The 14,042-nt window shown below is 55.3% G+C and carries 14 protein-coding genes and 2 pseudogenes; 4 read left to right on the forward strand and 12 right to left on the reverse strand.

Features of this window, described 5'->3' with window-relative positions; translation table 11 throughout:
* Positions 1-56: 56 nt before the first annotated feature.
* From JLG71_RS14320 to JLG71_RS14345, 6 genes are all read right to left on the reverse strand, one after another.
* Positions 57-974 carry a bestrophin family protein gene (locus JLG71_RS14320; RefSeq protein ID WP_032749153.1) on the reverse strand — a complete coding sequence of 306 codons (918 nt, stop codon included), beginning with the start codon at positions 972-974 and terminating at the stop codon, positions 57-59.
* 203 nt (positions 975-1,177) lie between these two features.
* On the reverse strand, positions 1,178-2,086 hold the full coding sequence (locus JLG71_RS14325; protein WP_200913532.1) for a cation diffusion facilitator family transporter: 909 nt from the start codon (positions 2,084-2,086) through the stop codon (positions 1,178-1,180).
* 199 nt (positions 2,087-2,285) lie between these two features.
* Positions 2,286-3,155, reverse strand: a complete 870-nt coding sequence (locus JLG71_RS14330; protein WP_025108268.1) for an oxygenase MpaB family protein — start codon at positions 3,153-3,155, stop codon at positions 2,286-2,288.
* Positions 3,156-3,269: 114 nt separating this feature from the next.
* Positions 3,270-3,701, reverse strand: a complete 432-nt coding sequence (locus JLG71_RS14335; protein WP_004138064.1) for an OsmC family protein — start codon at positions 3,699-3,701, stop codon at positions 3,270-3,272.
* Positions 3,702-3,781: 80 nt separating this feature from the next.
* A complete protein-coding gene (locus tag JLG71_RS14340; protein ID WP_200913533.1) occupies positions 3,782-4,261 on the reverse strand; it encodes a GNAT family N-acetyltransferase in 480 nt (159 codons plus the stop codon).
* Positions 4,261-5,163, reverse strand: a complete 903-nt coding sequence (locus JLG71_RS14345; RefSeq protein WP_200913534.1) for a LysR family transcriptional regulator — start codon at positions 5,161-5,163, stop codon at positions 4,261-4,263. Before JLG71_RS14345 ends, JLG71_RS14340 begins: the two co-directional genes overlap by 1 nt.
* Before the next feature lie 114 nt (positions 5,164-5,277).
* On the opposite strand from JLG71_RS14345, the gene JLG71_RS14350 reads away from it, so the two are divergent.
* From JLG71_RS14350 to JLG71_RS14365, 4 genes are all read left to right on the forward strand, one after another.
* Positions 5,278-6,129 carry a Vmh family MBL fold metallo-hydrolase gene (locus JLG71_RS14350; protein WP_032695033.1) on the forward strand — a complete coding sequence of 284 codons (852 nt, stop codon included), beginning with the start codon at positions 5,278-5,280 and terminating at the stop codon, positions 6,127-6,129.
* A gap of 236 nt (positions 6,130-6,365) precedes the next feature.
* Positions 6,366-6,506 carry a stationary-phase-induced ribosome-associated protein gene (sra, locus tag JLG71_RS14355; RefSeq protein WP_004101955.1) on the forward strand — a complete coding sequence of 47 codons (141 nt, stop codon included), beginning with the start codon at positions 6,366-6,368 and terminating at the stop codon, positions 6,504-6,506.
* A 184-nt stretch (positions 6,507-6,690) separates the two neighbouring features.
* Positions 6,691-8,388 (forward strand): NAD-dependent malic enzyme, encoded by a 1,698-nt coding sequence (locus JLG71_RS14360; protein ID WP_014229295.1) that lies wholly within the window; start codon positions 6,691-6,693, stop codon positions 8,386-8,388.
* Between the two features lie 321 nt (positions 8,389-8,709).
* Positions 8,710-10,422, forward strand: a complete 1,713-nt coding sequence (locus JLG71_RS14365; RefSeq protein ID WP_200913535.1) for an ABC-F family ATP-binding cassette domain-containing protein — start codon at positions 8,710-8,712, stop codon at positions 10,420-10,422.
* Between the two features lie 37 nt (positions 10,423-10,459).
* Here JLG71_RS14365 and JLG71_RS14370 read toward each other — a convergent pair.
* The 6 genes and pseudogenes from JLG71_RS14370 to JLG71_RS14390 all read right to left on the reverse strand — a co-directional run.
* Positions 10,460-10,966 (reverse strand): annotated as a pseudogene (locus tag JLG71_RS14370) (GNAT family N-acetyltransferase); the annotation flags it as partial.
* 77 nt (positions 10,967-11,043) lie between these two features.
* Positions 11,044-11,523: an Hcp family type VI secretion system effector gene (locus tag JLG71_RS14375; RefSeq protein WP_042934095.1), complete on the reverse strand. Its 480-nt coding sequence runs from the start codon at positions 11,521-11,523 to the stop codon at positions 11,044-11,046.
* A gap of 54 nt (positions 11,524-11,577) precedes the next feature.
* Positions 11,578-11,766 (reverse strand): hypothetical protein, encoded by a 189-nt coding sequence (locus JLG71_RS28400; protein WP_042927132.1) that lies wholly within the window; start codon positions 11,764-11,766, stop codon positions 11,578-11,580.
* A 2-nt stretch (positions 11,767-11,768) separates the two neighbouring features.
* The gene (locus JLG71_RS14380) at positions 11,769-12,461 is read right to left on the reverse strand and encodes a hypothetical protein (protein WP_048263036.1); all 693 of its coding nucleotides are present in this window, start codon (positions 12,459-12,461) and stop codon (positions 11,769-11,771) included.
* Between the two features lie 38 nt (positions 12,462-12,499).
* Positions 12,500-12,967, reverse strand: a pseudogene (locus JLG71_RS14385) (recombinase family protein).
* A 260-nt stretch (positions 12,968-13,227) separates the two neighbouring features.
* On the reverse strand, positions 13,228-13,827 hold the full coding sequence (locus JLG71_RS14390; RefSeq protein WP_014229291.1) for an inorganic diphosphatase: 600 nt from the start codon (positions 13,825-13,827) through the stop codon (positions 13,228-13,230).
* Between the last annotated feature and the right edge of the window lie 215 nt (positions 13,828-14,042).

Raw genomic sequence — 14,042 nt, forward strand, 5'->3', positions numbered from 1 at the left:
TGTTATCTATCACGCGTTAGATTTAACTTATTTAACGAATAATAAACATACAAAAATCAGGTCAGATTGTAGTGGCGGTCCGGCGCCAGTTTCTCCGGTAAGGGATGTTGGCCGGTCATATCCAGCAGGTTGCGCTCAATGGTGTTACACATCGCGTTCAGCGGCAAATCGTTGGCTGCGGTACCGAACGGGTCCTCCAGCTCTTCCGCCAGCGAATCCCACGACAGAAAGGTGTAGGAGATAAACACCGACACGAACGGCGTCATATAGTGAAGATCGCCGACCAGCGCAAACGGCAGCAGCGTACAGAACAGATACACGGTGCGCTGCAAAATGAGCGTGTAGGCAAAGGGCACCGGGGTGCTGGCGAGGCGCTCACAGCCGCCCAGGGCGTGCCCCAGCTCATCAAGCTTATTGTCCATCAGGCTGAAGGTGACATCGCCGATCTTCCCTTCTGCGCGCAGGCGCCCAAGCTCATCGCCTGCCAGCAGCAGAATGCGGTTGGTTGGCATCGAACTGGCGAGAATTTCCGCCACGCTTTGCGCCGGCAGCAGACGCGCTAAATCGGCGCTCGGATCCGTCTTGCGCAGCTGATGCTTCAGGCTCCAGCTAAACGCCACCAGGTAGCTCACCAGGCGTTGATGGGCTGCGCTTTCGGCCGGCAGGATATTCTTCAGCTGGCGCACCAGCGTTCTCTGGGCAATCAGCACCGTTCCCCACAAATTGCGCGCTTCAACAAAGCGGTTGTATCCGGCGCTATTGCGAAAGCCAAGAAAAATGGCAATGGCGATCCCCAGCAGGCTAAACGGCGCGACGGTAAGATGGATACCCAGCTGTTCGTACCATTGATAGCTGACGATCGCGATAATCGACATCATCAGGTTAAGCAGCAGGCGAAAGACGATTTTTGACAGCACGGAGCCGTGCCAGTCAAACAAGCGAAGGAACCAGTGTTGTTCTGGCCGGATAATCATTGTTTTACTTCCTGAAGTTTCGAACGAATAATAGATACTTTCTATTATGCGATTGCCTTTTTATATTGTTTAAAAACACGACACGGCGTCAGCCGGCTATTTATCAGCGATGAAAGAATAGCCGCTGGATTATGGTCCTTTTTTATTTCACAGGCAATATTATCCGCAGGCTGACAAAGCCCTCAAGCGTTCAGGGGAATAACCTAAGCGATAATCGCGTCGCTATCCGCGCGGCAAGGGTCAATATGAATCATCATATGCAGCACGTTTTGGCTGTTTAGCACCCGCGCGCGGGCCAACAGCGCAATATCGTGCCCTTCCGCCACCGATAAATCTCCCGGCACCTCGATATGTACATCGACCAGGATCCCATCGCCGGCGCGTCGGGTTTTCAGGTCATGCAGCGCCACGACGCCGGGCGTTGCCAGAATAGTGGTGATTATCTGCTGCTCGCTGTAGCTATCCACTGACCGATCCATCAAGTCATGGAGGGCGTCATACGAAAAGGTATAGCCCATGCGGGTGACCAGCGCGCCGACGGCCAGCGCGGCCACCGGATCGAACCAGGCGAAGCCGGCCAGGTTACCGATGATGCCGACCGCGACCACCACCGACGACGCGGCATCCGAGCGGGCGTGCCAGGCGTTGGCAATCAGCATGGACGACTGAATTTGTTTAGCCGCCCTGAGCATATAGCGGAATAACATCTCTTTGGCGGTCAGCGCGGCGAGCGCCACCCACAGAGCGGTAATATGCACGCTCGGGATAGACGCCGGATGCAGCAGTTTGCCGCAGGCGGACCACAGCATACCCGCGCCAACCAGTAACAGCAGCGCGCCAATCACCAGTGAAGCGCCGTTTTCATAGCGCCGGTGTCCGTAGTGATGATCGCTATCCGAGGGTTTGCCGCTTTTTTTATTGGCCAACAGCACGACGAAATCAGCGACTAAATCGGAAAGAGAATGAATACCATCGGCAATTAATCCCTGCGAACCGGAAAAAACGCCCGCCAGAACCTGGGCGCTGGATAAAAAAAGATTGACCACCACGCTGACCAGCGTCGTTTTACGCGCAACCTGGGCGCGCTGACCATCGTCAGTCATTTTCGCCATGATGCCCCCCCCGTAAAAAAAGAAATAACGTACGCGATTTGGCTTAATTTTTCCTGAATAATCCGCCGCCGTTAAGAGAATATTTACTTATTTTTATTGCTGTCAAATATATAAATGAGAATAGTTTGTTTTTAAAAAATATAGCCATGACAATAATAGCCATGGCTATATTTTTGGCGTAAAAACGCAGCCTGAATAATTAAAACTGATTCATCCGGCGCATTGCGCAATGATACGCGCCGTTACGCACCGACGCGCGCAGTACGCGGGCGACGCCGTGTACCGCAATTCGTGCGCTGTGCCGCTGCAGCGCGCTCATCGGCAAATTGAGCATCGCCTGCGCCCACGGCGGCAGCAGGTCAATCCCGGCGCGCATCATCATTCGCCCGACGGGCTGACTCAGGCGCCCCGGCAGGCGGGTCGATAGCAGGACGTCGGCAACTTCCTGCGTTCGCTCATCGCAGCGCAGCGTTGGGCGCATATCCTGCAGGTAGTCGGCAACCTGACGCGGCGTTACCGGGATATCCCGAGCGCCAAGGCGGCGGGCAATTTCGGCGGCCTCCTGATAATACTGCTCCTGGCGGGCGGCGCTGACCACGGTCCGCTTGTAGCGCAGGTGCGAGGCCATAAAGCTGCTGCATTCGGCGACATGAACCCAGGTGAGCAGCGCCGGGTCGCTGGCCTGATAGGGCGTGCCGTCTTTATCCTTGCCGCTCACCCGCAGGTGGATCCCCTGCACTTTTGCGATCAGCCGTTCGGCGTCGGCGGTGGTACCAAAGGTGGTGGCGGAAATAAACTGGCTGGTACGGCGCAGGCGGCCAAAGATATCTTCGCGGAAATTTGAGTGATCCCAGACGCCCGCCAGTGCCAGAGGATGCAGCATCTGTAACAGCAGCGCGCTGACGCCGCCGCAGAGCATGGAGGTAAAATCGCCATGAACCTGCCAGATGGCCGACTGCGGACCAAATAGCCCCGGTTCGCCTTTGGGGTGTTCAAAATCGATCTCTTTTAGCGCCATGCCGGTTAAGCCCAGAACCTGAGCTTCAATCATTCCGCGTATGCTGGTCATTACCCACCTGCTCTGATCCGTGAGCCAGAAAGATAGCATTTATTAACGCCGGGGGCATTTGCCAACGATGGCTTTTAGGGCAGGAGCGCCCGCCGATAGCGGGCGCCAGTGAGCTTATGGATTGAGCTGGTAGTCGAGGCTTATCTCCGCGTTCAGCACCTGCGACACCGGGCAACCGGCTTTGGCTTTTTGAATGATGCCGTCAAACGCATCGGCCTCGATGCCTGGCAGCACAATTTTACTCTGCAGCGCGATTTGGGTGATGGCAAAGCCGCCGCCGGATTTATCCAGCGTCACCACCGCCACGGTATCAATGGAGGTGGCGGTGTAGCCCTCTTCGCTCAGCATCAGCGAAAGCGCCATGGAGAAACAGGCGGCATGGGCGGCCCCGATAAGCTCTTCCGGGTTGGTGCCCTTGACGCCTTCGAAACGGGTGTTAAAACCATAAGGCTGCTGGTTCAGCGCGCCGCTCTCGGTCGAGACGGTTCCTTTTCCGCTTTTCAGATCCCCTTCCCAATGCGCCTGACCTTTCTTATGGATTGCCATAATATCGCTCCTTTTTTGATATGAAAGGGTTAAGTATAGAACCCCCTAAGGCATTTGGGCGGCGCGCGGCGTTTTTCAGATCAATCCGTCGGGATAATTTTACTCATATTAACGCCGGTAACGCGGAAACCCGCGGCGTCGTAGAGATGGCGCGCGCGCTGATTATCCCCGGCGACGCGCAGTTTAATTTGGCCGATCCCCTGGCTTTTCAGCGCATGCTCAAAAGCCGCCATCGCTTGTTTACCCAGGCCCTGTCCCTGAAACGCCGGATAAATATAAAAATCGCAGATAAAGGCGGAGCGCATTTCTTCGTCAGGCTTGTACCAGAGATAGCCGACCCGCTTTTCTGCGCCGTCACTGTCATCGAATAAGCAGCATAAAACCTGGCCGCGAGTATTGACGCCGTCGGGCAGATCCGCGGCGATTTCGCGCTGCGCCTGGGCTAACGCGGCCGCCGGCGAGAGCGCGTAATTGGCGGAGATTTCCGCCGCGTAGTCGGGGATAAAGTAGTCGAGATACGCGGGGTACTCCGTAGCGCGCATTGGGCGAAGCACTATCATTAAAGGGTTCCTTTTATATCGTGAGTTTGCGCCAGTTTCTGCTGAATCTCACCGAGAAACAGCGGCAGCGCGCTTGGCTGATAGTCCCGTGAAAGGTAAATACCATATACGCTTAGCGCTTTTGGCCGCCAGGCCGGTAAAACCTGTTTCAGCGCCCCGCTGTTGAGCGCCCGCTGCGCCTCCAGCTCCGGCAGCATCGCGATGCCGCAGCCGGCGACCGCCGCCTCCATCAGCAGCGAGGAGATCCCGGCGCTAAGGTTGCCGGAAACCGCCACCGCCACGCTTTCGCCGCTGGCGTCGCTAAACTGCCAGGTCTGGCTGGCAAAATGGCTGTAATGCAGGCAGTTGTGACGAGCGAGATCTTCCGGCGTTTGCAGCGGACCGTTCTGCTGAAGCCAGCGCGGCGACGCGCACAGCACCGAACGACACACGCCAAGGCGGCGGGCGATAGCCCCGGGCTCCGGATTGTCGGTGATCCGAATCGCCACGTCGATCCGTTCGCCGATCAGGCTGACCGGGTGATTATTGATATCCAGCTCAAGGCGCAGCTGCGGATAACGGGCGAGAAAATCGGGTAGCAGCGGCGAAATCAGCTGCATCGCCGTAAAGTGAGCGCAGGCGACGCGCAGCGTCCCGCTGGGGATCGCACGCTCGCTTTGCCCGGCGATCTCATCCGACAGCTGCGTCAGGGTGCGCGTTTTTTGCAGCACCTTTTCCCCCGCAGCCGTGAGCGTCAGTTTGCGAGTTGAGCGATGGACCAGCCGGGTTCCCGCCCACTGCTCCATCTGTTCCAGATAGCGGCTGACCATCGGACGCGACATCCCCAGCGCGCGGGCGGCGGCGCTTAAGCTCCCCAGTTCACAAATGCGCATATACACCTGCGCGGCAATTACCCGATCCATAACTGATTTCCATCTGCTCGTTTTATGAAACTCAGCATCTCTTTTTTCAGGAATTTTCGCAAATCATGAAATCCGTACAATAGCGCTCATTCACCTGACCAAGAGAAAACGAATATGAAATTATCTGCCCTTGCTATCGCGACCACGCTGTTCAGCACGTCAGTTCTGGCCGCGCCCCTAACGCTGCAAACCTACAACCCGCAGGAGAACGGCATTTTCGCGGTTAACTCCACCCTCGCCTCCGGCCCGCATGAAGCGGTGCTGTTTGACGCTCAATTCAGCGTCAAAGATGGCGAGAAGCTGGTTGAAATGATTAAGAAAAGCGGTAAAAAACTGACCCGCATCGTGATTACCTCCGGCGATCCGGACTTCTATTTCGGCCTCGAGCCGCTGGTGAAGGCTTTCCCGGATGTCAACGTGGTGGCGACCGCGGAAGTGGTTAAACACATTAACGCCACCAAAGCGGCCAAACTGGCCTACTGGGGCCCGCAGATGAAGGACGGCGCGCCGAAGCAGGTTTACGTCCCGCAAGCGCTGACGGCAAACACCTTCACCATCGACGGCGAAAAGGTTGAGATCCGCCAGCCGCAAAATTATGCCGCCTATGTCTGGATCCCGGCGAATAAAGCCATTCTTGGCGGGACCGGCGTGGCGTGGGGCATGCACGTCTGGACGGCGGACACCCAGAGCGTTGAAAGCCGCCAGCAGTGGATAAGTACGCTCGACGAGATGGCCGCGTTGCATCCGCAGCAGGTGATCCCCGGCCATTACCTGGGGACTCCGCCCGCAGGCGACCGCGCGATTACCTTTACCCGCGATTATCTGACCCAGTTCGAGCAGGCGCTCAACGCGCACAAAGATTCCGCCGGCGTTATCAAGGCGATGAAACAGCGCTGGCCGGGACTCGCGGAAGAGAGTTCGCTGGATCTGAGCGCCAAAGTGAATACCGGCGAAATGAAGTGGTAAGACTGGCTAACGTGCGGGTCTTTCTGCCGGATGGCGGGTGACCTCCTGCCCGGCCGACGAACCGGGGTCCGCTAAAAAGACTGTTCTTAATCTGCCGACTCAACGTTGCTAAACCCGGCAAAATGGGCCACGATGATTATCGCCGCGCTAAAAATGCGCGGCGTACTTAAGGGTTAAATTTCGTCCGACACTCGTCGGGCTTGTCCTTGAAACCGACACAGGATAAAGGAGTAAGAATGAAATCGAACCAACAGGCACGTCATCTTCTTGGTCTGAACTACAAGCTTTCTCAGCAGAAAAAAGTGCTGCTGGAAGGCGATGCGGAAACCACGGTTAACCATGTTCGCGCCACCGGCCGCAAGCGCCGCGGTGGCTAAGTTTTCAGCTGAATGATGATAAAAACACCGTCCTCTCCCCGGGATGGTGTTTTTTTAAGACTATCGGCCTCATGTTTACCCTCCTTTGATGTCTTCTGCTTTATACTCTGCCCGCTGCCATTCCCTGCCAGCCCCCCGCCTGTCGCCGCGCCCGGGCTGAAGCGATTATCAAGGAGTTAGTGCGATGCAATTCACTCATAAGAAAAACCGCTCTCTATACATCCCTTACGCCGGCCCCGTGCTGCTTGAATTTCCGCTGCTCAACAAAGGCAGCGCCTTCAGCATGGAAGAGCGCAGCAGCTTCAACCTGCTGGGCCTGCTGCCGGAAGTGGTCGAAACCATCGAAGAACAGGCCGAACGCGCGTGGATCCAGTACCAGGGATTTAAAACCGAGATCGACAAGCACATCTACCTGCGCAATATCCAGGATACCAACGAAACGCTGTTCTACCGCCTGGTCGGCAACCACCTTGACGAAATGATGCCGGTTATCTACACCCCAACCGTCGGCGCCGCCTGTGAACGCTTCTCTGAGATCTATCGTCGCGCCCGCGGCGTGTTTATCTCTTATCAGAACCGCAATAACCTCGACGATATTCTGCAAAACGTACCGAACCACAACGTCAAGGTTATCGTGATGACCGACGGCGAACGTATTCTCGGCCTCGGTGACCAGGGTATCGGCGGGATGGGCATTCCTATCGGCAAACTGTCGCTGTATACCACCTGCGGCGGTATCAGCCCGGCCTACACGCTGCCGGTGGTGCTGGACGTCGGTACTAACAACCAGCAGCTGCTGGACGATCCGCTGTATATGGGCTGGCGCCACCCGCGCATCACCGACGACGAGTACTATCAGTTTGTCGACGACGTTATCCAGGCGATTAAAGCCCGCTGGCCGGACGTGCTGCTGCAGTTCGAAGACTTCGCGCAGAAAAACGCCATGCCCCTGCTCAACCGCTATCGCCACGAAGTGTGCTCCTTTAACGATGATATCCAGGGCACCGCTTCGGTCACCGTCGGTACGCTGATCGCCGCCAGCCGCGGCGCGGGCAGCCAGCTGAGCGAGCAGAAAATTGTCTTCCTCGGCGCCGGCTCCGCGGGCTGCGGTATCGCAGAGCAGATCGTCGCGCAAATCCAGCGCGAAGGGTTAAGCGAAGAGGAAGCCCGTAAACGCGTCTTTATGGTTGACCGTTTCGGTCTGCTGACCGACGCCATGCCGAACCTGCTGCCGTTCCAGAGCAAACTGGTGCAAAAGCGTGAGCACCTGCAAGCGTGGGACACCACGAATGATGTGCTGTCGCTGCTCGACGTGGTGCGCAACGTCAAACCGGATATCCTGATCGGCGTTTCCGGGCAGCCGGGGCTGTTCACCGAAGAGATTATCCGCGAGATGCACAAGCACTGCCCGCGGCCAATCGTGATGCCGCTGTCCAACCCGACCTCCCGGGTGGAAGCCACGCCGCAGAATATCCTCAGCTGGACCGACGGCGCGGCGCTGGTCGCCACCGGCAGCCCGTTTGCCCCGGTCACCCTCAAAGGCAAACAGTACGTTATCGCCCAGTGCAATAACTCCTATATCTTCCCGGGAATTGGCCTCGGCGTTATCGCTTCGGGCGCATCACGCGTGACCGATGAGATGCTGATGGCCGCCAGCGAAACCCTGGCGAAACATTCGCCGCTGGTGAATAACGGTGAAGGCCCGGTTCTGCCGGAGCTGAAGGATATTCAGAGCGTTTCACGCGCTATCGCGTTTGCGGTGGGCAAAATCGCCCAGGAACAGGGCGTGGCGGTGAAAACCTCCGCCGAAGCGTTGCTGCAGGCGATCGCCGATAACTTCTGGCAGCCGGAGTACCGGAACTACCGCCGCACGTCGATTTAACCGGTAGATGAGTCATACAGGGGGCCTGCTTTGCAGGCCTTTTTTTATTCTCATCTGGTCAAAACCGCTTTCTCCCTCTACACTGCCAGCACCCATCAACTCACTGAATAAAAAAGGAGGATCCCATGTCGTACTGTGAAATGTTTTTTTCACGTGCATTTGGCGATCGCACCTGCTCAAGCGTTATCGGTATCGTGCTGCGATAACTTCAGCTTGAGCGAAGAAACCATAGACTAACTCCCTTCCCTCGGGCTTACCGGGTTATCGTCAGCGATGTTTGACGAGGCATTCACATGCCTGTAACTCTTGAGTAAGTTCACAATGAGCACATTACTAACTGCACAATCTCTTCATGTTGATACGGCGTTTGGCCCGCTGTTCACAAACCTCTCCTTTACCCTGAAAAAAGGCGACCGTATTGGCCTGATTGGCTATAACGGCTGCGGAAAAAGTACCCTGCTACAGGTGCTGGACGGCACGATCGTGCCCAGTTCGGGCTGCGTGGCGCTGGCCAGTCACTGTCTGATGGCGCGTGTGGAACAGCATCTACCCGATGCGCTGTTAGCGCAGCCCCTGCTGCAGGTAGTACTGGCGAAACTTCCCGCCCCTGAGCGTGAGAGTCAGCGCTGGCAAGCGGAGAGGCTATTGGCAGAGATGGGCTTTACGCCAGATGAGGCCGCGCAGCGGGCGTCAACCCTGAGCGGCGGTCAGCATACCCGGCTGCTGCTTGCCAGGGCGCTGATTCAGCAGCCGGATCTCCTGCTGCTGGATGAGCCGGGAAACCACCTCGACCTGCCGACCCTCCTGTGGCTGGAAAGCTTCCTGCAAACCTGGCAGGGGAGCTTCGTTCTGGTGTCGCATGATAATATCTTATTGGATGCTGTAACTAATTCCAGTTGGATCCTGCGCGACAGAACGCTGCACGCCTTCTCCCTGCCCTGCAGCGCCGCCCGCCGGGCGCTGGAAGAGCAGGACGCCAGCGATGCGCAGCGCCATAAAGCCGAGCAAAAGGAGATCGACCGGGTCGCCGCCAGCGCCAAACGGCTGGCTATCTGGGGTCGGACCTATGACAACGAAGATCTCTCCCGCAAAGCCAAGCAGATGGAGAAGCAGGTTCAACGCCTGAAGGAGAGCCAAACCGAGCTGACCATGGGCACCCCCTGGCGGCTGGCGCTCCACGGCGACATGCTGCGGGCTGACCGACTGCTGGAGATGGAACAGCTCCCCGTTCCCCCCGCGCCCGGTCTGCCGGCCCTGTTTACCGCGGGCCTGGCTCGCCTGAAAAGCGGCGATCGGGTGGCGGTGATGGGCCGTAACGGCGGCGGCAAGTCTTCGCTGCTGCGTCTGCTGTGGCGGCAAATGCAGCAGGAAACGGCGGAGAGCGGTTTGCGCCTGCATCCGCGGCTGAAGCCGGGTTATTACGACCAGACCCTGCATCAGCTGGCGGATGACGATACCCTTCTCGACGCGCTGGAGCCCTTTGAACCAGGCCCGGATGCGCGCAGGCGGGCGCTGATTTCCGCCGGATTCAGCTGGCCGCGTCACGGGCAAAAGGTCGCCACCTTAAGCGGCGGCGAGCGTTCGCGCCTGCTGTTCGTCGGCCTCTCTCTGGCGCGCTATAGCCTGCTGCTGCTGGATGAGCCTACCAACCATTTAGATATAGATGGCAAAACGGCGCTGGCGGCTACGCTGAGCGACTATCCCGGCGGCCTGCTGCTGGTGAGCCACGATCGCGAGCTCATTAACCGCAGCTGCAATCGCTTCTGGCTTATCGACGAGCGCGGGCTGAGCGAATGGCACAGCAGCGAAGAGGTGTATGAGATTTTGCGCACCGCCGTTCGTCGTCCGGCGACGCAGGCCGTGATGGTGAACAGTAGCGAACCGGAGGAGGACCAGGATGCGCTGCTGGAGCGGTTAGTCACGCTTGAGCAGCTGCTGGCCGACGATCTGGCGCGCAAGCCAAAACATCAAAAACCGCAGCTGCAGGCGCAGTGGCGTAAGGAGATAACAACGATTGCGACGTTATTAGGCTAACAGGCGCTCTCCCGGCGCGGCGATCCGCGCCGGGAGATTATTCCGCGCCGGCAGGCGAACTGGGTTTGACCCGACTAAACTGCTGCTCGGTCATCATCCGCCCCCACTGGTCCCCCTGCCACGCTTTATCCAGCGTAAAGCCGAAGGATTCATACAGCCTGCGGGCGGCGTTCAGCCCGCTGAAGGTCCACAGCCGCACCGCGGCGAAGTTCTGGCTATCGCAAAAGGCCATCGCTTCATTCAGCAGACGTCGGCCAACACCGCTTCCCCGGCAGCTATCGTCGAGGATAAACCAGCGCAGATGCGCTTCATTATTACCAAGATCCTCGCCGTCAATCGCCACCGATCCGACAATCTGCCCACCCTGAACGGCAAGCCAAACCCGGTTGCACGGTTTCTCAAGACGACCGGAAAACTCCGCCAGCCCGCTGGCCACTTTGCTCTCGAAAAAGTGACCAAATTCATAATGCTTCGCATAGTACTCGCCGTGCATCTGCGTAATGCGGCCAATCATTCCCGGACGATAGCCGGTAACGATATCAATCCTGGCGGTTAAGTCGATCATTTTATCTCCTCGTCAGAGCCAAGGGAGGCAATGGCCTCCCTTGGTACCCCTTGTCATCAGGCACAACAACGATCGTTCCATGAATCACGATAGACAATATTACCCTCCGTATACTTCCATGTAATTGCTTCATAACGCAATTCAAGCGTTTCAAGGTGAGTACTACTCATACCGTTAGGAGACAGGAATGGTGCGACCGTTGTGAATTTGACGTTTTCAAGAATGATATTGAAATACTCGGCCTCGATGCCCGATTCCAGAATGCGGTACATCTTAATTGTAGCCTTTTTCATGGTCCGGCCTTCACAGACCGCGCGGTACAGAAGTGGTGTTGTCTGATCAAATTCTTTCACTATCGTTATAGGGCGGTGAACGCGTGTACCTGTAAGTTTTCCCCAGCTCGGGTCAACCGGAATAGTGACACCGTGAGAGAATGATTTTAATTCGATTGAACCCAGGCGAAGTGGCATTAGGCAACTGCCAACAATCGGCGAACCATTTTCATCTTCGAGCCATAAATGTGCGGGTGTAGACATAGCATTTCCTTATAAATAAATTTCAAACAATGCTAAATTTTGATGTTTTGATGATTACCATTTCACGTATCGATAAAAAACAACGATCACAAAAATGCAGAATATGGGGACAGGCCATATTGGTCCATCAGGGAAAATTTGAAAAAGGACAATTGCAAATAAAAGTGTCAATAAGGCAGGACCGTACATCGATATCAATGACCTGAATATCCGTCTGAAAAACCTTTTAATAAGACTCATCATGATTATCGAATCATCCTGGTGATGATGTCTGCAATCTCACCATCCGATACCCATTGTGCATTAAACGCCTCAGCTCGTTCAAACAATGGCTCTATCAGGAAGTACATCATTTCCAGCTCTTGTGCATATAGCGCCGAGTAGTACGCTGGACAAGTAATATGAAGACGACGCGCACTATCTGCCGCTTTCTGCACAACGCCATATAAACCAATAACCCCAACAACACCTCCCGCTCTTCTCCCTGCCAGTGCACTGAGTTCAAGGCTTAAATTCATGCCTGCAGCGACAAATGATGCTGTTGCTAAAGCAAATCCTGTATTTGTGAGTGAACTTGCGGCAATATGAATATTTACTGCCATTAACAGTTGTTTGATGTGCTCTAGTTGATCGGACGTTTTGTATCGGAATACTTCTTCAAAGTAAATCCTAAGCATTTCATACACAACATCTCCATGTCTTATAATATGATAAACGCCTTTAGTAAATCGGATATCTTCGGACTTTTGTTTCTGGCATACGTCCTGATATTCATCAGTAAAGCAGGATGTATAATACAGCACACGCGTTGCGCCTGCACCGATCCTTTCAATCTGATTTGATACGTCTTTTCCTACATCCTTTAATGCGTGGTCGAGTTTTAACGCAAGAATTTTATTAGCCTGCAAATAACTTATAACTTCATTTCTGTAGTACATAGCCGCTCCTTGCTTATTTCATTAAATCCGGTTAACCATTATTTCCCACGAGAAAGCGTCCGATAGACCGTGGGGCGGGAGACGGAGAATAATTCAGCCAGATCGCTGATAGATTACTCGCCGCTTCCGCGCATCATGCAAAGCTCTTTCTGCTGTTTATCTGACAGCTTCGGCTGCTTCCCCCGCAGTTTTCCTTTAGCCCGGGCGATGGCCATCTCTTCGCGCGTGCGAAGACGTATCAGGTCGCCTTCAAACTCGGCAAACGTCGCCAGCACATTAAAGAACATCTTACCCATCGGATCTGCAGGGTCGTAGAGGCTGTTGCCCAGCGCCAGCTTCACGCCACGGGCCTGAAGGGCATCAGCAATATCTCTTGCATCCGGAACTGAACGGGCCAGCCTGTCCAGTTTCGGTACGACCAGCGTGTCTCCCTGGCGAACTGCCGCCTGAGCCAGATCCTGGCGGTCAGTTGAACATCGGGCATAGCCAATGCGTATTTCTGTCATAAATATGTACGTATAAGGGCCGTGAAAGAGATTTATATCGTACCAGTGATATGAGACAACGTCAGCAGTGAGATTGACCTGGACTTATTACCCGTGAAAAAAGCAATTTCGAGCGCATCGTCGCCACGCTGGGGCTGAAGAAAAGGACGCAGGGTAACGGAAATTTCGGCGGTTCCGGCGTAGTCCCCCGTATTACCTCACTCTGCGGATAATAGGGCGAAGAAAAAGCGACAGGCACCGGGCGATGCCTGTTTTTCCGCTTATTGCGGATTTTTCTCTTTCCAGGCATCCCATGCCGCTTTAATTTCCTGCTTCGCGGCGGCGGCATCGTTAAAGCCGTTCAGCTCCACTTTTTTACGCCCTTCCGGCAGCTGTTTGTAAACGCGGAAGAAAGCCTGCAAACGCTCCTGCTCAATTTTCGGCAGATCGCCGATGGTGTTGATGTCATCGTAGGTTGGGTCGATTTTGCTTGCCGGAACGGCAATGATTTTGTCGTCCTTCTCGCCGCCATCAATCATCTTGAGCACGCCAATCGCGCGCAGCTTAATCAGCGTTCCCGGCGCCATCGGCGCGCGGGTATAAAACACCACGTCCAGCGGATCGCCATCCCCTGCCAGGGATTGCGTCAGCGAACCGTAGTTAGCCGGATAGGCCACCGGCATCGACTGAAAACGATCGGCGATCAGAAAGCCGGTTTTGGCGTCGGTTTCATATTTGATAATGCCGCCCGCGGGAATTTCGGTCACGGCATAAAACTCTTCAGGATTGTTTTTCGGCTGCGGGAAATCCAGTACGTTCTGCGCCTGAACGGTAGCGGAAAGCAGCAGGCCTGAGGCAAGGAGTGTTTTTACCAGATGCATTGTCGTGTCGCTCTATCGTTATAAGAAATTGAAAAACAGAACGATAGAGGCCGCAAATGAAGCGTGTATGACGTAACGATGACAGTAATGTGACGTGAATTTCATTAATAAATCTGATTAAAAAATCGGCGCGCCAAGCTCACCCCGGCAAGGAATATCCATTATTTCCTTGATTTAATGAAGATTTAAGCTAAACCTTAGCATGCGTAAAAAAC

Source organism: Klebsiella michiganensis (assembly GCF_015139575.1).
Taxonomy (GTDB): Bacteria; Pseudomonadota; Gammaproteobacteria; order Enterobacterales; family Enterobacteriaceae; genus Klebsiella; species Klebsiella michiganensis.